Here is a 17730-nt window from a genome sequence, read left to right as displayed (position 1 = left end):
AAACAACCTCTTGCCGTCATATCCGCCACGTTACGGGAGCGAACATGAATGTCCATTGACCTCGAAATCGCCCGCGCCGCCACGCTGCGCCCCATCGCCGAGATTGCCGCCAAGGCCGGCATCCCGGACGCGGCGCTGGAGCCGTACGGCAAGTACAAGGCCAAGATCGGCCTCGATTTCGTGGCGAGCGCCCGGGCCGACCGGCCACGCGGCAAGCTGGTCCTCGTCACCGGCATCAACCCGACGCCGGCGGGCGAGGGCAAGACGACCACCACGGTCGGCCTCGGCGATGCGCTCAACCACATCGGCAAGCGCGCCATGATCTGCCTGCGCGAACCCTCGCTCGGCCCCTGCTTCGGCGTGAAGGGGGGCGCTGCGGGCGGCGGCCATGCGCAGGTGGTGCCGATGGAGGACATCAACCTCCATTTCACCGGCGATTTCCACGCCATCACGGCGGCCAACAACCTGCTGGCCGCGATGATCGACAACCACATCTACTGGGGCAACGCGCTGGGCATCGATGCGCGCCGCATCACCTGGCGCCGCGCGCTCGACATGAACGACCGCGCGCTGCGCAGCGTTGTGGGCTCGCTCGGCGGCACGGCCAATGGCTTCCCGCGCGAGGATGGCTTCGACATCGTCGTCGCCAGCGAGGTGATGGCGGCCTTCTGCCTGGCCCATGACCTGGCCGATCTGCAACGCCGCCTGGGGCGGATCATCGTAGCCTCCACGCGCGACGGAAAGCCCGTGACGGCGGCCGACCTCAAGGCCGATGGCGCCATGGCGGTGCTGCTGCGCGACGCGCTCGCCCCCAACCTCGTGCAGACGCTGGCGGGCTCCCCCGCGCTGGTGCATGGCGGACCCTTCGCCAATATCGCGCATGGCTGCAACTCGGTCATGGCGACGACGCTGGGCCTTCACCTCTCCGATGTGGTGGTCACCGAAGCGGGCTTCGGCGCCGACCTGGGCGCGGAGAAATTCCTCGACATCAAGTGCCGCCTCGCCGGCCTCTCGCCCGATGCCTGCGTCATCGTCGCCACCATCCGCGCGCTGAAGATGCATGGCGGCGTGGCCAAGGCCGATCTGGGCCGCGAAGATGTGGACGCGGTGAAGCGCGGCGTGGCGAACCTCGCCCGCCATGTGGAGAACATCAAGAAATTCGGCCTGCCGCCCGTGGTGGCGCTCAACCGCTTCACCGCCGACACCGAGGCCGAGATCCGGGCGGTTCAGGAGGCGATGGCCGCACTCGGCACCGAGGCCATCCTCTGCACCCATTGGTCGGATGGCGCGGCCGGCACGGTGGAACTCGCCCATGCCGTGATGCGCCGGCTGGACGCGAAGGAGGCGGCCTTCCAGCCGCTCTACCCCGACGCGATTCCACTGGCCGAGAAGATCGGCACCATCGCGCGCGAGATCTACCGCGCGCGCGACGTGGCGATCCCGGATTCGGTGCTGGCGAAGCTGAAGCGCTTCGAGGCGATGGGCTTCGGCGCCGCGCCCATCTGCATCGCCAAGACGCAATACAGCTTCTCGGCCGACCCCACGGCGATGGGCGCCCCGGTGGACCATGTGCTGCCCGTGCGCGACGTGCGGCTGCTGGCAGGGGCGGGCTTCGTCGTCGCCATCACGGGCGATGTGATGACCATGCCGGGCCTGCCCCGCGTGCCGGCGGCCGAGACCATCCGGCTGGACGAGCAGGGGCGGATCGAGGGCCTGTTCTAAGGCCGCCCTACAGGAAGGGACGCCAGGGCGCGCTGACCAGGTGATAGCCCGCGGCGTCCCGCCGCATGCGACCGAAGCCCGGGAAGTCCATGTGCATGCCCGCGACCAGCAGCCGGTCCGCCACCGCCATGTCGAAGACGCGGCGGCGCGTGGCGACGGCCGCGGCGGCATCCACGTCGAAGGCAATGCCCCATTCCGGGTGGCGGGTCTGCAGCGCCGGGAAATGCACCATGTCGCCGAAGACCAGCAACTGCGCGGGGCCGGAGGCGATCCGGTAGATGGTGTGGCCCGGCGTATGGCCGAAGGCATCCACCGAGGTGATGCCGGGATTCACCTCACGCCCGCCCGGCACGCGGCGGATGCGGCCGCGATAGGCGGCCTCGACCTGCTTCGCATAGGCGAACCCGCCGCGTGAGCCCTGCGGCACGCGGTTGATGTTGCTCTCATCGAACCAGAATGCGGCCTCGACCTCGGGGATGACCAGTTCCGAGGTGGGGAAGAGCGCGGCACCCTCGCGGCTGCACAGCCCGCCCGCATGGTCGCGGTGCATGTGCGTCAGCACCACGCTGTCCACCATGGCCGGCGTGACGCCCATGGCGGCGAGGTTGGCGGGAAGCTGCCCCATGGTGGGCCCCAGCGCGTCGCCCGAGCCGGTGTCGATCAAGGAGAGCCTGCCACCGGAATTCACCAGGAAGGTGTTGAGCGCGCAGGGGACGGGGCCCTCGGTCGGCTGGAAATTCTCGGCCAGGATGCGGCGCGCCTCGGCGAGGTTTGCCTCGCCGAAGACGCCAGGCGGCAGCGCGATGGTGCCGTCGCTGACCGCTGTCACCTCGATATCGCCGATCCTGGTGCGGTAGAGGCTGGCGACCTGGCGCCCGACCGGTGGCTGCGCAGCCCGGGCGGCGCCGGAGGCGGCCAGAAGCAAGGGCGCGGCAAGGATGGCGTGGCGGCGTGGCAGGGACATGCGGGCTTCCTCCAGGGGCCGATTGGGCCGGCCTTCCTGAGAGGAGCCTATGCCCGTGTGGCGCGCGGCTGCAACCGGCGCGCATGCCGCCGCGAGGCGAGGACAGCGTCGCCCGGTCGCTTCATCCTGATCGTGAAGGCCTGCGGGACAAGCGGCGCGGGGCCTTGCCCTATGTCAGGCTGCGCGCGAGGCCCCGCAACCAGACAGCGACGGCAACGGCGCCGGCATCCGGGGTGCCGAGAGCGCGCGCGCCGAGATAGCTCGCGCGGCCGCGCCGCGGGTGCATCGCCGCGGTCGCCTGCGCGCCCGCCTCGGCCGCCTCGGCGGCGCGGTCGAGCGCGTCCCGCGCGCCGGATCCCTGCCGCAACGCGGCCGAGAGCGCCTCCGCCGCCGGTTGCAGCGCGTCGAGCATGGTGCGGTCGCCGGGCCTGGCACCGCCCAAGGCGGCAAGGGCGGCGATGCCGGCCTCGAAGGCGGCCGCCCATTCGGCGGGGGTGGGCCGTGCCGGCAAGTGGCGCGCCGCCCGCACCAGCGCCGCGGCGTAGAAGGGGCCGGAGCTGCCGGCGATCGCGCGGCGGAGCGCGCCCGCGATCGCCGCGAGCGCGGTGGGCGCATCCGCGAAGGCACCCTCGGGCAGGGCCCGCATCGCCGCAGCGCCTCGCGCGAGCGAGAGGCCGAGATCACCATCGCCCCCCGCAGCGTCGAGCGCGGTCAGCTCCGCCTCGGCCGCATCCAGCGCCTCGGCCACCGCCAGCGCCGCCGCGCGCAGGTCCGGATCGGCCGCGCCCGACGGCGGCGCAGGTGGCGGGGACGGATCGGCGGCGATTTGCCGCGCCGCCGGCAGGAGCCCGCCACCCGGCCAGGCCGGCGCCGCGGCCGTGGCATCCAGCCGGGTCAGACGTGCGGCATCCAGCGCCATGACCGAGAGCGAGAAACCCGGCATCTCGATCGCGGTGAGGAAGGCGCCGCACCAGGCGCGCTCCACGACCAGCCCGGCCCCGCGCAGCCCGGCCAGGGCGGCCCGCGCGAGGATGGCGAGCTCCATTGGCGGCGTCCCGCCAAGGCCGTTGACCAGCAGCGCGACCCGCCCGCCGGGCGGCAGGGCGTGGTCGGCCAGGATCGCCTCCAGCAGGGCGGCGACCGCGGCATCGGCCGCTGCGCGCGGCACGCGGCGCAGGCCGGCCTCGCCATGGATGCCGAGGCCGAGCTCCATCATGTCATCCGGCAGCTCGAAGCCCGGCCGGCCCGCGGCGGGCACGGTGCAGGGGCCGAGCGCCATCCCCATGCTGCGGACCGCCGCCGCGGCGGCGCGAGCCTCGGCTGCGACTGCGGCCAGCGGCAACCCGGCCTCGGCGGCGGCGCCGGCAACCTTGTGAACAAGCACGGTTCCCGCGATTCCGCGGCGCCGATCGGGCTCCACCAACTCGCGCAGCGCGACGTCATCGCCGATGATCACGCTCTCGACCGGGATGCCCTCGGCGCGCGCCAGTTCGGCGGCGAGGCCGAAATTCAGCACATCGCCAGTGTAGTTCTTCACCACCAGCAGCGCCCCGGCGGGACCGGCCGTGGCGCGGATCGCCGCCAGAACCTGATCCACGGAGGGCGAGGTGAAGACGTCGCCCGCCACGGCCGCGGTCAGCAGCCCGGGGCCGACATAGCCCGCATGCGCCGGCTCATGCCCAGAGCCGCCACCGGAGATGACCGCAACGCGCCGTGCCGCGGGCGGCGGGAGGGCCGCCCGTAGGAGGATGCCGTGTTCCGCGATCAGCGCGAGCCCGGGCGAGAGATCCGCAAGCCCCTCGAGCATCTCGCGCGCCGCGGCGCGCGGGTCATTGACGAATTTTCGCATGGCGTTCCCCCGGACGGGACAGAAGCGTAGCGCCTGACGCGCTCGCTCCACCAGTCGCCGCAACGAGCGGCGGTCAGATGGAGGGTGGCTTCCGCCAGGACACGAGCAAGCGGTGTCTGCGGGAATGCGTCGCAGGTTCGCGGACGGGCATAGAGAAGTGGCGGAGGGGATGGGAGCCTCCCCTTACGATCCTGACCACGGCAGAACCCTTGCAAAACCTCACCTTCAAGGGCAACGTGAGGGGGAAATCGTGAGGGGGATCGTGAGGGGGTGGCAAGGATAACGGGCTACATGGAGAAGCGCCGCCAGGGCTGGTATGCGGTGCTGGAAGTCCCCCCTGATCTCAGGGCGGCGGCGGGCTGCAACAAGAAGCGCAAGACGCTCGGCACGTCTGACAAGCACGTTGCCAAGGCGCGGCTTGGGGCCGTCTTGGGGGAACTGCACAAATGGCTTGATGGGGTCCGCCGCAAGAAGCCCGATACGGACCCGCTTGTGGCCGAGGCGATGGGGTGGCGGGAGACGCTGAAGGATGCGCGGGAGGGCAAGGGCGTCCCCTCTGTGCTGATCGAGGACCCCAACGGGCTGCTTCAGGAGGTCCCTGACGACACCCTCGTCTTGGACATGGTGGCGGACCGTGGGCATCGGATTGAACGGGAGCAAGGCCCGGCCCGAGCCGAGGACTTCGCGGACATTGCGATGGGCCGCGCCACACTCACGACCACCTACATCGAAGATTGGCTAGCCGAACCGGGCCAGCGCGGGGCTTACCGCTCCCGCACCGCTGCCGATTACCGGAGCATCGTGAAGACCTTCGCAGGCTGGTCCACGAAGGACGCAAGCGGCGTGATCATCGAGAGGGTAAGCCGCCGATCCGTCGCCCTCTACCTTCAGCACCTTCAGAAGCAGGGCATCAGCGCCACGCGCATCAGGACCATCATTGCGGCGCTGTCCGGCTATTGGGTGTGGATGGAGAGGCGGGGTGTCGTTGCCGAAGGGTCCCATAACCCGTGGGAGAAGCAGGCCCCACGCAAGCCGCTGGCGGACGGCGACGACGCGAAGGAACGGGCGTTTACCGATGAGGAGGTGAAGACCCTTCTGACGGGAACCACGGATACCTTCCTCCTCGACTTCATGCGGATTGGGGCGCTCACGGGGATGCGGATTGAGGAGATTGCGCGTCTCACGGTCGGCATGTGCAAGGGCAACGTGATCCGCGCCCCCGGCGTTAAGGGGAACAAGGCCGTGGTCCCCCGCGACGTGCCGATGCACCCGGACCTTGTGCCCATCATCGCCCGCCGATCAAAGGACAAGCCCGCGACGGCTTACCTCTTCGACGATGGCTTGAAGATGAACCAGCACGGCGAACGCTCCCCCTCCGCAAGCAAGCGGTTCAACTACTACCGGGAGAAGGTGGGCGTTCACGAAAAGCCGGAGGGCAAGCGCCGTTCGCTGGTCAACTTCCACAGCTTCCGGCGATGGTTCATCACAAGGGCAGCGACGGCGGGACAGCCCCTCTTCGTCATCCGGGAGGTCGTTGGACACAAGCAACCGAAGGAAGACGTGACGACAAGCCGCTACGTCACTCCGGGGCAGCTTCAGGACCTCAAGCGGGCCTGTGTGGAAGCCGTTAAGCTCCCCGTTCTGGCGGGGCGTGAAGGCCCGTGAAGGTAAAGCTGCACTTTACCTTCGTGACCCGTTCGGGGGACCTTCAGTCACATGGATGGGTTGCATGCCCGCCAGAACTCTTGGCCGTAAAGGGTCATCTGCTTGTTCAAGCTCGTCCGAATAAGGCCAAGCTTGGTTAGAGCCTCCCATCCGACAGCGGCGGCCGCGCCGAATAGCCTCAAGTCTTCCTCGATACGCGCTTCCACCTGATCGCCGATTAATGCACCCGGACCGTAGGCCGCCAACGCCCTGAACAAACGAGCGTCAACCGGTTCCATGGCTTTCAGCGTGTCGAAGAACGCTCTCCGGACACGCTCCCCCCCGTCCGGCTGAAGGGCACTCGCAAGCAACGCGGCCCATAGGTCTTGAAGCTCTGGACGGCTTTCGTCCGCCGCACCGATCAGCAACGGCAGCACGACTGAGGGGCTTGGCGCGTTCGGGGGACCGGCCCCGATGCGGAGGCGAATTTCTTCAGTCTTGGCCTTCATTGCCAGGACGTTCCGTTGTCGCTGTTGGTGCAGCCAATCGCCACCGGCAATCCCAAGTAGGTCTTCGGGGATGGTGCCAAGGGTCTGCTTCAACCACCCGCCGAAGCCGCTAGTCGCATCAATCGCCTTCCCCGCCGTCTTGGCCGTCTCGGCTATCGCTACAGCCCCCGCCCTCACAGTCTCATCCGACACCATGCTTCACCCCCGTCCAATGCCTGAGTATGCAACGGCACGGGCCGTCTTTGCCACCACGCGGGTAAGCGATACGGCTCGCTACGGGAGCCGCGACAGGCCAGCGACGGGCACCCCGACACAGTGAGCGGGAAGCGCCCGGCAAGTGCCCCTAAGGACCCCTGCCCGCCCGCATCCCCGCTTGTAGGGGCTGGCCCGCTACAGGCCCCCGCCACGTCCGCCGCTACGGCAGAGCCGGGACGGGCCGCAAGAGGCCCTGACGGGAGAGACCCCCAACAAGGATGCCCCTCCCCCGCCACGCCCTTCAGGGAGCCGCTACAGGGCCGCTACGGGCATCCGGGACACAGTGAGGCGGAACCGGCCCGCATCCACCTCCAAGGCCTCCTCCGCGTCCCTGTGCCATGCCCATGACGGGGCCGCATCGGCATAGCGGCGGGCGTAAAGCTCTCGACTTCCCAACCGGACGAAGGCCCCCGCGCGGTCGCACTCAAGGCGAAGCGAAGAACCCAGGGACAGAACCACCATCATCGTATCTCCCGTTATGGCAGCCGTGCAGGACCACCCTGACGGCACCGGGAGAGGTTACATCAAGCTATTGAAAAAGAAGGGGATAGTCCCTCTAAGGGGATCGTTCTTCACAAAACCCAACAGGGACAACCCGACTGTGTCATTTATACAACACTCCTCCGCTCGGCTGGTAGCGGCCATGGTAGCGGCCTCCCCGGAGCGCGCCTCTTCCGTCGCCAAGCGGGCGCAGGTGGAAGCGGTACTGGCCTTCGTAGGCAGAGGAGATGCCAGCATCGCCCCCTCTCCCCGCTCCGGGAGAACTCCGTCTCCTCCCCTATAGAAGAAGCAAGGTCGGCACTATCGGTAAACCATAAGGCCCGCAGCAACGGCCGTATACCAGCACACTCAAGAACACTTTGTAGGAACCTAGGCGACGTGATATGTCCCCTTCTTTTGGAGGAGCATCATGTCAGCTTGGGTTCTCATCCTTTTCATGACCGGCACGACCCCGCCCACGGTCATTGACATGCCTAGCCGAGAAGCTTGCGCCAACGCCGCTTCGGCCATCCGAGGAGGGCAGGGCGGGCACCTCGTTACGGCCTTCCAGTGTGTCCCTCGCCAATAGGTAGAGCGGACTTTGCCTTCCCACTGGAGAAGAGGATGGGCGTGAGGCGGCCTTCGGACTGGGCGACAGTCACGGGGCGAGGGCGTCCGCCAAGCGTCTCGATAGGCCCTGCCCTAGTGAGCCGTCTCGGGACCCTGCGAATGTGTCTCACACGAATACCCTTGACGAATTGAGACGGCATGGGGCTTCATGTCTTAAAGCCGTGTGAGACAATCTCCCGGCGAACGACATGGAGCCTCGTAATGATCGTCGGATATGCCCGCACCTCAACCGTTGAGCAGGAGGCGGGGCTAGAAGCCCAGGAGCGGGACCTTCTCAGCGTCGGGTGTGAGCGGGTCTTCGCAGAGCGCGTCTCTTCCGTCGCCAAGCGGGCGCAGATGGAAGCGGCCCTGGACTTCGTCCGGAAGGGAGACACCCTCGCCGTCACCAAGCTTGATCGTCTCGCCCGTTCCGTGGCGGACCTCCTCGCCATCGTCGCCCGGCTCGAAGCGAAGGGCGTGGCGTTGCGGGTCCTGTCCATGGGCGGGCAGCCGGTGGATACGGGGACCGCGACCGGGAAGCTCATGCTGACCATGCTGGGGGCTGTTGCGGAGTTTGAGCGGGCCTTGATGCTGGAACGCCAGCGGGAGGGCATTGCCAAGGCGAAGGCGGACGGGAAATACAAGGGGCGCGTCCCCACCGCCCAACGACAGGCCGACGCCGTGATGAAGCTCAAGGCCGAGGGTGTGAAGCCGACCGAGATTGCCCAGCGCCTCGGGATGGGACGGGCCAGCGTTTACCGCATCCTGGGACGGGATACGGAAGGTGCGAGGAGCGGGTGAACCGCCCTCCCCCCCACGAAGGTAAAGCTGACTGGACCTTCGCCTGGTTTCAGGGCGGTGGCGGGGATGGTCCCCCACCCCACGGGGGTAAACCCAGCGCCGGAATGACGCTGCACCCTCACGAAAATTTGCCATGAAACTTGCGACGGGCCTTCGTGGTCCCGGGACGGCCCGACACGACGCCCGGAGAGAGAGGGAGACGGAAGGTAAAGTTGACTTGACCTTCACAGGGGACCGTCCCCTTCACGGCCCGTCTCAGCCCGGCACGGGGCCAGAACGGGGCTGACGCCCGGAGACGCCTCCACCACCTCCATCAATCACGCGATCATAGCGGGAGCGAGATAAGTAAAGTTCCACTTTACCTTCAGCGATAAGCCCCCCTACCCCCTTAACGGGAACAATAACGGGTCGTTATGGGAAGCTGATCGGGGAGGATCGTCCGCATGACGTTTATACCACCTCTACACCCCTAATTCTTCTGAACCCGTAGAGGTTCCCGTAAAGGGGCCTTCAGAGGGAGAGAGGAGTGGGAAAAGATTGGAGGTTGTGGTTGGAGGTTGAAGCTTAACGGGAAACGTAGTGACGTGCCCCCCTTGATGTATCCACTCAGACGGAGAGTCCTCTGCGTTGATGTCTGATGGTTGATGGGATGGCAACGGGGTTGGGGGCATGCCCCCAACCCGGTTGGCCGGCGATCTCGGCGGGGGGCCGCCCGCCCAGCTTCGAGTGCGGCCGGATGGTGTTGTAGTCCTGCCGCCAGGTGGCCAGTACCGCCCGGGCCTGCGGCATCGACGTGAACAACGTCTCGTTGAGGCACTCATCCCGCAGGCGGCCGTTGAAGCTCTCGACGAACGCGTTCTGGGTGGGCTTCCCGGGGGCGATGTAGTGCCACTCCACCTGCCGCTCCTGCGACCAGCGCAGGATCGACGTCGACGTCAGTTCCGTGCCGTTGTCACTGACCACCGCCAAAGGCTTCCCGCGGAGCGCCACAATCGCATCGAGTTCACGGGCCACCCTCGCACCCGACAGCGAGGTGTCGGCCACCAGTGCCAGGCATTCGCGTGTGAAGTCGTCCACCACGCACAGGATGCGGAACCGCCGACCACAGCCCAGCGCGTCGGACACGAAGTCCAGCGACCAGCGCTGGTTCGGCCCCTGCGGCAGCACCATCGGCGCCCTGGTGCCCAGCGCCCGCTTACGGCCCCCGCGGCGGCGCACCTTGAGCCCCTCCTCGCGGTAGAGCCGCAGCAGCTTCTTGTGGTTCGGCGCGAGGCCCTCGCGGGCCAGCAAATAGCCCAGACGCCGATACCCGAACCGGCGACGCTCGGCCGCCAGCTCCCGCAGCCGCTGCCGCAGGCCAGCGTCATCCGCCCGGCTCGGCTGATACCGCGCCACCCGCCGGGCGATGCCGATCAGATCACACGCCCGACGCTCGCTCAGCCCGTGACACTCCCGGGCATGGGCGACCGCGTTCCGCTTCGCGCCGGGCGTCACCATTTTTTTGTCGAGATGTCCTTCAGCACCGCGATGTCCAGCATCGCTTCCGCCAGCAGCTTCTTGAGCTTGGCGTTCTCCTCTTCCAACGTCCGCAGCCGCTTGGCCTCAGTCACCTCAAGGCCGCCAAACTTCGCCTTCCACTTGTAGAAGGTCGCGCCGCTGATGCCGTGCCGCCGGCACACATCCGCCGTAGCCGCACCGGCCTCCTGCTCTTTCAAAATCCCGATGATCTGCTCATCGCTAAACCTGCTGCGCTTCATTCGTCCGTCCTTCGCTGGATCGGACTCTACCGAAAAATGGCACCACTTCAGGGGAGCACGTCAAGCGAAGCGGCCCCGCTACGGCCCGTTACAGTATCCAGTAGAGGGAGAGGGAGGGACTGAATGACGGTGCAGAGCGTCCCCCTCCCCTCAACCGTGTCTCCAAAGCGAAGCGCCCCTCCTCCCGTCTGCTAGGCAGCTAAGGCGAGCGACGGGCGAGATGCTGGCATGGGAGCGGGTGCCTCGCCATGAAGAGCCAGGCGGGCGGACGGGTCCCGATACGGCACGAAGAGCGGCCCGCGCCGGTCGTTCTCCTCCACCGTGAGCGCCGCGAATTTCCAGAGAGGACCGCGCAGCGATGGCGTTCCGGTCCCCTGCCAGACCATTTGCAGGATGGTTCGGGGATCGTGTCCGGCCCTGATGAGCTTCCGCGCCAAGGCCAGCGCGGGCGTCCGATGCGTGACGCGAAGATGACCGCACACGGCGGACGTGGGTGTGGCGTAGTAAGCGATGATGGGTTCCATGTTGGGGGGTCCCGCTGGGAGGGCAGTTTGGCGGGTTAGGCGGGCGATAGTCAGCCCCGCAACGGAACCGCCGAAATCGCCCCCCACCTCCAACGCCCTCGGGTTGTGTCTAGGGATAGGAGGCAACACGCCCGGCGAGCCACTGATCCTATCTAGGGATAGGGGGCAACACGCTCGGTAAGCGCGAGCTACCTTTTATTTTCTGCGGCATGTTTTAGAGCCATGGGGACCGTGCGAAAGATACTCTCTGCTCTGTCCCCGCCGCTGGCGGAGGCGGCATGACGCTAAGCTTCTGCCCGCCAATGGAGGAACCGAGCGACTGTGATGCCCATCCCTGCCTACGAAGAGACGGTCGAGTTGTTCGACCTCGATATCCTACGCCAGCGGGGTGACCTGGCGATTGAGAACGGCGACCTCGCGGTGCATGACGGCGACCTGAAGTTGAGCAGCGACCGCTACAACGCGATGTATCGCTTGGCGCAACGCTGGCGCTTTCATGCGGGGGCGCTCGGAACCTTATGTCAGTTCGTCTTCGATGCACCCACCCGGCGACAGCAACGCCAAGCGGAGATGGAGGCGGTAATGCAGCCACAGGAACGCCATCCACTCGCCTTCACCGCAAACCCCGATCGCTTGCGGCGCTACCATGAAATCAACGACGCAATGGACGCCGACGCGGTTGGAATGGACGCCTACGCGGGGACCGTGATGGTGGTCATGGGAGCGATGCTCCGCCGCTACTGGCGGGACGTGAAGGGAAGCAAGGCCGACTGGGAGGGGGCCGGACCGCTGTTCGCTGATCATTCGTTCACAGCCGTGGTGGAGGCGGCAGCCAACAACTTCCGCCACTATGACGAATGGAGACGGACTAACCCACCAACGGTGCAGCAAGAGAAGTCCCAGCGCATCCTCCGCTCTGTTCTCTCACTCGGGAGCCATCCGGCACCAAGCCTAGGGCGCAATGTCTGCGCCGATGTGGCAGTTATCCTTGCGAGGGGCGGGGGCTTCCTAGGGCTCAGCAAGGGCCTTTTCGCTTCCGCAAAGGCGATGGGTTGAAGAAGGACGAACTACATCTTGACCCGGCGACATTGTTCGCCGAGCACCTGCGTCTCAACCAAGGTCCTTAAGCACCAACGTGCTTGGCCGCACCCACAGGCAGGCTGCCTTGAAGGGCTAGGATGGAATGTGGTCGTGCGGGGGAAACCGTGAGGGGGAACGTGAGGGGGATTACCAAACTCACGAACGCCACATCGCTTTGATTTAATTGAGGAAAAAGACCCCAAGAGAGGGGTGGCGGAGGGGATGGGATTCGAACCCACGAGAGGGATTATCTCCCTCTAACGGTTTAGCAAACCGCCGCCTTCGGCCACTCGGCCACCCCTCCGCAAGGGTACTCAGATGAGCTTGAAGTTTACACGGCGTATGCGGGGCTGGTGATACAGGCCCAGCCCCGCCCCGTCAAACGCTCTCAGCTCAGCGCCACCTCGAAGCCGCGGGCCGTCGCGGGGCGCGCCATCATGCGCGCATACCAGGCGGCCACATTCGGCAGGTCGTCGAAGGGAACCTGGTGCCGTTCATGCCGCCAGGCCCAGCCCAGGATGGCGAAGTCGGCGATGCTGGGCTCGCCCGCCGTCGCCACGAAGTCGCGGCCGGTCAGGCGACGGTCCAGCACGCCATAGAGGCGCTTGGTCTCGGTATGGTAGCGGGTGAAGCCGTAGTCGCGCGCCGGTCCCTCGGGCTGCATCAGGAAGTGGTGCACCTGGCCCGGCATGGGGCCGAAGCCGCCCATCTGCCACATCAGCCATTCCATCACGGGCACGCGCGCCCGCAGATCCCTCGGCATGAAGCGGCCGGTCTTCTCCGCCAGGTAGTAGAGGATGGCGCCGCTCTCGAAGACCGTGATGGGCTTCCCGTCCGGCCCGTTCGGGTCCTTGATGGCGGGGATGCGGTTGTTGGGCGAGAATTCCAGGAAGCTCGGCTCGAACTGCTTCTTGTTGCTGATGTCCACCGGCACCACCGTATAGGGCAGCCCCATCTCCTCCAGCGCCACGCTGATCTTGCGGCCGTTGGGGGTATTCCAGGTGTGCAGTTCGATCGTCATCAGCGTGCCTTTTTTCCAACAGGGGAGAGAACGAGAATGCCACTTCGCCGCCCCAGAGGCATCCCCCAGCACAGGACCCCCGCATGACGTCCCGCCCCTCCGCCGACACACTGGCCCAGCTGCGCTACCAGGCCGAGAGCCGCTCGGTGCTGCTGGCCTACCTGATCTGGTTCTTCCTGGGCTATGGCGGCGTGCACCGCATGTATCTCGGCCGCTGGATCAGCGGCTTCCTGATGCTGGCGCTGTTCGGCGTCTCGCTGCTCCTGACGCTGGTGTTCATCGGCTATCTCGGCCTCGGCCTCATCATCCTCTGGTGGGTGGTGGATGCGCTGCTGATCCCGGGGATGACACGTCGCGCCAACAACCGCGTCATCGACCGGCTGGCGCGCTGAATTGTCATCGGGCCGCGGTAACGCGGGCCGGCCCACGGCGTTACCCTTCGCGCACCAAACCGGAGGGCTGCCGCATGTCGGATGTGAAGATCGAAATCGAGGGCGACAGTGACGCCGCCGTGGCCCTCGCCCTGCTCAGGATGATTTCCACCGCCGAGGGCAAGGACCAGGACGGGGATCGCGAATGGTTCCTGGAGACCTTCGCGGCCTGCCTCGCCGTGGTGCGTGACGCCGAGGTGCTCGACCTCGACGACATCGAGGAAGAGGACGAGGAAGACGAGGAAGAGGACGGCGCCGCCAACTGAGGCGCCACCCCTCGCCTCACACCCGCCGGTGCTCTTGCGCCACCGCATCGATGAAACGCCGGATCGCGGCCGGTGACGTCAGGCTGTGCACGCGCTTCGTGCCGGCCATCTCCTGGATCACGCGGCGGTAGCGCGGCGTGAGGTGCCGGTCGCAGGGGCCGATCACGCGGTAGCTGCTCAGGCTGCTGCGCCAGATCGGGCTGCGGGCCGGCCAGCCCTCCGGCTGGACGAAGAGGCCCTTGATCAGCCGCTTGGTCACCCACCAGCGGTGAAGGATCAGCGGTAGGTCCACATGGATCAGGGTGTCGGCGCTGTCGAAACGCGCGAAGGCCGTCTCCACGCTGCCGAAGCCCTCGATGATCCAGGCCTCGCCCCGCAGCAATTCGGCGTGGCGGGACAGGTATTCCGCCTCCGGGACCGGCCCGCCGCCGTCCCGGAAGCGCATCCGGTCCACCGCGTGCAACGGCAGGCCGGTCGTGGCGGCGAGGCGCCGCGCCAGGGTGGACTTGCCGCCGCCCGCATTGCCGAAGATGGCAACCCGGCGCACGGCCGCCTTACCCGCCCGGTTCGCCGAGCTTCGCCTTCAGCACCTCGTTCACCAGGGCGGGGTTACCCTTGCCGCCCATGGCCTTCATCGTCTGGCCGACGAAGAAGCCGAAGAGGCCGGCCTTGCCGCCGCGATATTGCGCGACCTGGCCCGCATTGTTCGCCAACACCGCGTCCACCGCGGCCTCGATCGCGCCCGTGTCAACCACCTGGCGCAGGCCACGCTCATCCACGATGGCAGCGGCACCCTTGCCCTCGTCGAACATGATCTCCAGCACATCCTTGGCGATCTTGCCATTGATGGTCTTGTTGGCGATCAGGTCGAGCAATTCGGCCAGGGCAGCGGCCGGCACCGGGCTCTCCTCGATGCCGAGGCCACGCTTGTTGAGATGGCCGAAGAAATCGCCCGTCAACCAATTGGCCACGGTCTTGGCATCGCGCCTGGCGCCCCCCTCCGGGCCCAGCACCGCCTCGAAGAAGGTGGCGGTCTCGCGCTCGATGGTCAGCACATGCGCGTCATAGGGCGAGAGGCCGAGCGCGACGTAGCGGGCGCGCCGCGCATCCGGCAGCTCGGGCAGCGTCGCCTTCAGCTGCTCCACCCAATCCTGCGTGAAGACGAGCGGCGGGAGGTCGGGGTCGGGGAAGTAGCGGTAGTCATGCGCGTCTTCCTTGCTGCGCATGGAGCGCGTGACGCCCCGCGCCGTGTCGAACAGGCGCGTTTCCTGCTCGACCGTGCCGCCCGATTCCCAGATTTCGATCTGCCGACGCGCCTCGGCCTCCACGGCCTGCATGACGAAGCGCACGGAGTTGACGTTCTTCACCTCGCAGCGCGTGCGGAAGGCCTCGCCCGGCTTGCGGACGGAGACATTCACGTCCGCCCGCATCGAGCCCTCGTCCATGTTGCCGTCGCAGGTGCCGAGGTAGCGCGTGATCTGGCGGATCTTGGCGAGGTAGGCGCCGGCTTCCTCCGGGCTGCGGATATCCGGCTCGCTCACGATCTCCATCAGCGCGACGCCGCTGCGGTTCAGGTCGATGAAGGACTTGGACGGGTGCTGGTCATGCTGCGACTTGCCGGCATCCTGCTCGAGGTGCAGGCGCGTGATGCCGATCTGCTTCACGCTGCCATCGCCCAGCGTGATCTCCACCACGCCCTCGCCCACGATGGGGTGCGCGTATTGGCTGATCTGATAGCCCTGCGGCAGGTCGGCGTAGAAGTAGTTCTTCCGGTCGAAGCGGGACCAGAGGTTGATCTTCGCGTTCAGCCCGAGCCCGGTGCGCACCGCCTGTGCGATGCACTCCTCATTGATGACGGGCAGCATGCCGGGGAAGCCCGCATCCACGAAGCTCACCTGGCTGTTGGGCTCGGCGCCGAAGGCGGTCGCGGCACCCGAGAACAGCTTGGACCTGGAGAGCACCTGCGCATGGATCTCGAGGCCGCAGACGACCTCCCAATCCCCGGTCTCACCCTTGAGAGTGTAGCTCATGCCATCACCTGCGGCTTGGCGGTGAAGTCGGCCGCGCGCTCCAGGGCGGCGCCCACCGCGAACACGGTTTCCTCATCGAAGGGCCGGCCGATCACCTGCAGGCCGAGCGGCAGCCCCTGCCCGTCCAGCCCGGCCGGCACCGCAAGGCCCGGAAGCCCCGCGAGGTTGGCGGTCACGGTGAAGACGTCGTTCAGATACATGGTCACAGGATCATCCTGCTTCTCATCCATGGCGAAGGCGGAGGAGGGCGTGGCCGGCGTCACGATCGCGTCCACCTTCGCCCAGGCCTCGGTGAAGTCGCGGGCGATCAGCGCGCGGACCTTCTGCGCCTTCAGGTAGTAGGCGTCGTAATAGCCGGCGCTCAGCACGTAGGTGCCGATCATGATGCGGCGCTTCACCTCGGCGCCGAAGCCGGCGGCGCGGGTGCGCTCATAGAGGTCGCGCAGGTCGGAATCCCGCTCCGTCACGCGCAGGCCGTAGCGCACGCCGTCATAACGGGCGAGGTTGGAAGAGGCCTCGGCGGGTGCCACCACGTAATAGGTGGGCAGCGCGTATTTGGTGTGCGGCAGGCTGATGGGGACGATCTCAGCACCCTGCTGCTTCAGCCAGTCCAGGCCCTGCTGCCACAGCGCCTCGATCTCGGGCGCGAGGCCGGGCAGCGTGTATTCCGCCGGCACGCCGATCCGCAGGCCCTTTACCGAACGCCCGCAAGCGGCCGCGAAATCCGGCACGGGCAGGTTGGCGCTGGTGCTGTCCTTCGGGTCATGGCCCGACATGGAGCGCAGCAGGATCGCACAATCCTCGACCGAGCGCGCCACCGGCCCGGCCTGGTCGAGCGAGGAGGCGAAGGCCACGATGCCCCAGCGCGAACAGCGCCCATAGGTCGGCTTGATGCCGGCGATGCCGCAGAAGGCGGCCGGCTGGCGGATCGAGCCGCCGGTGTCTGTCGCCGTCGCACCCATGGCGAGGCGCGCGGCGACCGCGGCGGCCGAACCGCCCGAGGAGCCGCCGGGCACCAGCCGCTTCGTCGGGTCATTGGCGCGGGACCAGGGGTTCTCCACCGGCCCGAAGGCGGAGGTGGTGTTGGACGAGCCCATGGCGAACTCATCCAGGTTCAGCTTGCCGAGGAACACCGCGCCATCGCGCTTCAGATTGGCGCTGACCGTGCTCTCATAGGGGGGCGTGAACTCGCCCAGGATCTTCGAGGCCGCCGTGGTCCGCACGCCCTCGGTGCAGAACAGGTCCTTGATGCCGAGGGGAATGCCCTCCAGCGGCCCGGCCTCGCCCTTGGCGCGCCGCGCATCGGAGGCGGCGGCGGATGCGCGAGCCTGCTCGGCCGTCACGGTGATATAGGCATTGAGGCGCGGATTCAGCCGCTCGATGCCGGAGAGGAAGGCGTCGGTCAGCTCGACGGCGCTGATCTCGCGCTTCTCCAGCGCCTTGAGGCCCTCGGCGAGGGTCAGGTCGGTCGCGCGCATCATTCCACCACCTTCGGCACGCCGAAATATTCGCCCTCGCGGTCGGGCGCGTTGCGCAGCACGGCGTCGGCCTGGCCGCCATCGGTCACGGCATCCGCCCGCCAGGGGAGTGCCACCGGGCTGGGCGAGCCACCGGCCATGGGTTCGACCCCATCGGTGTCCACCGCCTGCAATTGCTCGATCCAGCCCAGGATGCCGTTGATCTCGGCCTGGAGCTTGGGAACCTCGGCATCATCCAGGCGCAACCGGGCCAGATTGGCGACGCGACGCACCGTCGCGGCATCAAGCGACATGGGAAACCACTCTTCCG

16 protein-coding genes and 1 tRNA gene are annotated in these 17730 nt (G+C 67.3%); 6 read left to right on the top strand and 11 right to left on the bottom strand.

All coding sequences use genetic code 11. The features are described from left to right. Positions 1–48 precede the first annotated feature (48 nt). On the top strand, positions 49–1722 hold the full coding sequence (locus R9Z33_RS06970; RefSeq protein WP_318650581.1) for a formate--tetrahydrofolate ligase: 1674 nt from the start codon (positions 49–51) through the stop codon (positions 1720–1722). A gap of 7 nt (positions 1723–1729) precedes the next feature. On the opposite strand, the gene R9Z33_RS06965 is transcribed toward R9Z33_RS06970, so the two are convergent. Both R9Z33_RS06965 and R9Z33_RS06960 read right to left on the bottom strand, forming a co-directional pair. Continuing rightward, entirely contained in the window at positions 1730–2686 is a 957-nt protein-coding gene (locus tag R9Z33_RS06965; RefSeq protein WP_318650580.1) for an MBL fold metallo-hydrolase, read from the bottom strand. A 169-nt stretch (positions 2687–2855) separates the two neighbouring features. Next, positions 2856–4535, bottom strand: a complete 1680-nt coding sequence (locus R9Z33_RS06960) for a dihydroxyacetone kinase family protein (RefSeq protein ID WP_318650579.1) — start codon at positions 4533–4535, stop codon at positions 2856–2858. Positions 4536–4826: 291 nt separating this feature from the next. Here R9Z33_RS06960 and R9Z33_RS06955 point away from each other — a divergent pair, with 291 nt between their 5' ends. Next, positions 4827–6200, top strand: coding sequence for a DUF6538 domain-containing protein (locus tag R9Z33_RS06955; RefSeq protein WP_318650578.1), 1374 nt, complete (start codon positions 4827–4829; stop codon positions 6198–6200). Positions 6201–6247: 47 nt separating this feature from the next. Here R9Z33_RS06955 and R9Z33_RS06950 read toward each other — a convergent pair whose 3' ends face one another. Continuing rightward, the gene (locus R9Z33_RS06950) at positions 6248–6781 is read right to left on the bottom strand and encodes an Abi-alpha family protein (RefSeq protein WP_318650577.1); all 534 of its coding nucleotides are present in this window, start codon (positions 6779–6781) and stop codon (positions 6248–6250) included. Positions 6782–8254: 1473 nt separating this feature from the next. On the opposite strand from R9Z33_RS06950, the gene R9Z33_RS06945 reads away from it, so the two are divergent. Beyond that, positions 8255–8833, top strand: coding sequence for a recombinase family protein (locus R9Z33_RS06945; protein ID WP_318650576.1), 579 nt, complete (start codon positions 8255–8257; stop codon positions 8831–8833). A 606-nt stretch (positions 8834–9439) separates the two neighbouring features. Here the strand turns inward: R9Z33_RS06945 and R9Z33_RS06940 are convergent. Continuing rightward, positions 9440–10590 (bottom strand): IS3 family transposase gene (locus tag R9Z33_RS06940; RefSeq protein WP_404830607.1). Its coding sequence is split into 2 segments (ribosomal slippage): positions 9440–10338 and positions 10338–10590, totalling 1152 coding nucleotides; the frame shifts between segments, so codons are not numbered across the junction. Between the two features lie 191 nt (positions 10591–10781). Then, the gene (locus R9Z33_RS06935; RefSeq protein ID WP_318650575.1) at positions 10782–11114 is read right to left on the bottom strand and encodes a hypothetical protein; all 333 of its coding nucleotides are present in this window, start codon (positions 11112–11114) and stop codon (positions 10782–10784) included. A 324-nt stretch (positions 11115–11438) separates the two neighbouring features. Here R9Z33_RS06935 and R9Z33_RS06930 point away from each other — a divergent pair, with 324 nt between their 5' ends. Further along, positions 11439–12170: a hypothetical protein gene (locus tag R9Z33_RS06930; RefSeq protein ID WP_318650574.1), complete on the top strand. Its 732-nt coding sequence runs from the start codon at positions 11439–11441 to the stop codon at positions 12168–12170. A gap of 235 nt (positions 12171–12405) precedes the next feature. On the opposite strand, the gene R9Z33_RS06925 is transcribed toward R9Z33_RS06930, so the two are convergent. Together R9Z33_RS06925 and R9Z33_RS06920 are read right to left on the bottom strand one after the other, a co-directional pair. After that, positions 12406–12498 (bottom strand) — tRNA-Ser (locus tag R9Z33_RS06925). 84 nt (positions 12499–12582) lie between these two features. Next, complete coding sequence (locus tag R9Z33_RS06920) at positions 12583–13215, bottom strand: glutathione S-transferase family protein (RefSeq protein ID WP_318650573.1); 633 nt, start codon at positions 13213–13215, stop codon at positions 12583–12585. A gap of 83 nt (positions 13216–13298) precedes the next feature. Between R9Z33_RS06920 and R9Z33_RS06915 the strand changes: the two genes are divergently transcribed. Together R9Z33_RS06915 and R9Z33_RS06910 are read left to right on the top strand one after the other, a co-directional pair. Then, complete coding sequence (locus tag R9Z33_RS06915) at positions 13299–13607, top strand: TM2 domain-containing protein (RefSeq protein ID WP_318650572.1); 309 nt, start codon at positions 13299–13301, stop codon at positions 13605–13607. A gap of 74 nt (positions 13608–13681) precedes the next feature. Continuing rightward, positions 13682–13912, top strand: a complete 231-nt coding sequence (locus R9Z33_RS06910) for a hypothetical protein (protein WP_318650571.1) — start codon at positions 13682–13684, stop codon at positions 13910–13912. A gap of 16 nt (positions 13913–13928) precedes the next feature. Here R9Z33_RS06910 and R9Z33_RS06905 read toward each other — a convergent pair whose 3' ends face one another. Genes R9Z33_RS06905 through gatC form a run of 4 tightly spaced genes read right to left on the bottom strand, consistent with a single transcriptional unit; the run spans position 13929 to position 17713 of the window. Further along, positions 13929–14459 carry a P-loop NTPase family protein gene (locus R9Z33_RS06905; RefSeq protein ID WP_318650570.1) on the bottom strand — a complete coding sequence of 177 codons (531 nt, stop codon included), beginning with the start codon at positions 14457–14459 and terminating at the stop codon, positions 13929–13931. A gap of 7 nt (positions 14460–14466) precedes the next feature. Beyond that, positions 14467–15942, bottom strand: a complete 1476-nt coding sequence (gatB, locus tag R9Z33_RS06900) for an Asp-tRNA(Asn)/Glu-tRNA(Gln) amidotransferase subunit GatB (RefSeq protein ID WP_318650569.1) — start codon at positions 15940–15942, stop codon at positions 14467–14469. Continuing rightward, positions 15939–17420 (bottom strand): Asp-tRNA(Asn)/Glu-tRNA(Gln) amidotransferase subunit GatA, encoded by a 1482-nt coding sequence (gene gatA, locus R9Z33_RS06895; RefSeq protein WP_318650568.1) that lies wholly within the window; start codon positions 17418–17420, stop codon positions 15939–15941. Before gatA ends, gatB begins: the two co-directional genes overlap by 4 nt. After that, complete coding sequence (gene gatC, locus R9Z33_RS06890; protein ID WP_318650567.1) at positions 17420–17713, bottom strand: Asp-tRNA(Asn)/Glu-tRNA(Gln) amidotransferase subunit GatC; 294 nt, start codon at positions 17711–17713, stop codon at positions 17420–17422. Before gatC ends, gatA begins: the two co-directional genes overlap by 1 nt. Positions 17714–17730: the final 17 nt, after the last annotated feature.

Origin of the sequence: Sediminicoccus rosea, from assembly GCF_033547095.1 — a bacterium.
Lineage (GTDB): Bacteria > Pseudomonadota > Alphaproteobacteria > Acetobacterales > Acetobacteraceae > Roseococcus > Roseococcus rosea.
Note: the sequence above shows the minus strand (reverse complement) of the source record. Positions and strands in the feature narration are given on the sequence as shown.

Excerpts from the sequence above, each read along its gene's own strand:
- R9Z33_RS06970 (WP_318650581.1), top strand. The coding sequence starts at position 49 with ATGTCCATTGACCTCGAAATCGCCCGCGCCGCCACGCTGCGCCCCATC.
- R9Z33_RS06965 (WP_318650580.1), bottom strand. The coding sequence starts at position 2,686 with ATGTCCCTGCCACGCCGCCACGCCATCCTTGCCGCGCCCTTGCTTCTG.
- R9Z33_RS06960 (WP_318650579.1), bottom strand. The coding sequence starts at position 4,535 with ATGCGAAAATTCGTCAATGACCCGCGCGCCGCGGCGCGCGAGATGCTC.
- R9Z33_RS06955 (WP_318650578.1), top strand. The coding sequence starts at position 4,827 with ATGGAGAAGCGCCGCCAGGGCTGGTATGCGGTGCTGGAAGTCCCCCCT.
- R9Z33_RS06945 (WP_318650576.1), top strand. The coding sequence starts at position 8,255 with ATGATCGTCGGATATGCCCGCACCTCAACCGTTGAGCAGGAGGCGGGG.
- R9Z33_RS06935 (WP_318650575.1), bottom strand. The coding sequence starts at position 11,114 with ATGGAACCCATCATCGCTTACTACGCCACACCCACGTCCGCCGTGTGC.
- R9Z33_RS06930 (WP_318650574.1), top strand. The coding sequence starts at position 11,439 with ATGCCCATCCCTGCCTACGAAGAGACGGTCGAGTTGTTCGACCTCGAT.
- R9Z33_RS06920 (WP_318650573.1), bottom strand. The coding sequence starts at position 13,215 with ATGACGATCGAACTGCACACCTGGAATACCCCCAACGGCCGCAAGATC.
- R9Z33_RS06915 (WP_318650572.1), top strand. The coding sequence starts at position 13,299 with ATGACGTCCCGCCCCTCCGCCGACACACTGGCCCAGCTGCGCTACCAG.
- R9Z33_RS06910 (WP_318650571.1), top strand. The coding sequence starts at position 13,682 with ATGTCGGATGTGAAGATCGAAATCGAGGGCGACAGTGACGCCGCCGTG.
- gatB (WP_318650569.1), bottom strand. The coding sequence starts at position 15,942 with ATGAGCTACACTCTCAAGGGTGAGACCGGGGATTGGGAGGTCGTCTGC.
- gatA (WP_318650568.1), bottom strand. The coding sequence starts at position 17,420 with ATGCGCGCGACCGACCTGACCCTCGCCGAGGGCCTCAAGGCGCTGGAG.
- gatC (WP_318650567.1), bottom strand. The coding sequence starts at position 17,713 with ATGTCGCTTGATGCCGCGACGGTGCGTCGCGTCGCCAATCTGGCCCGG.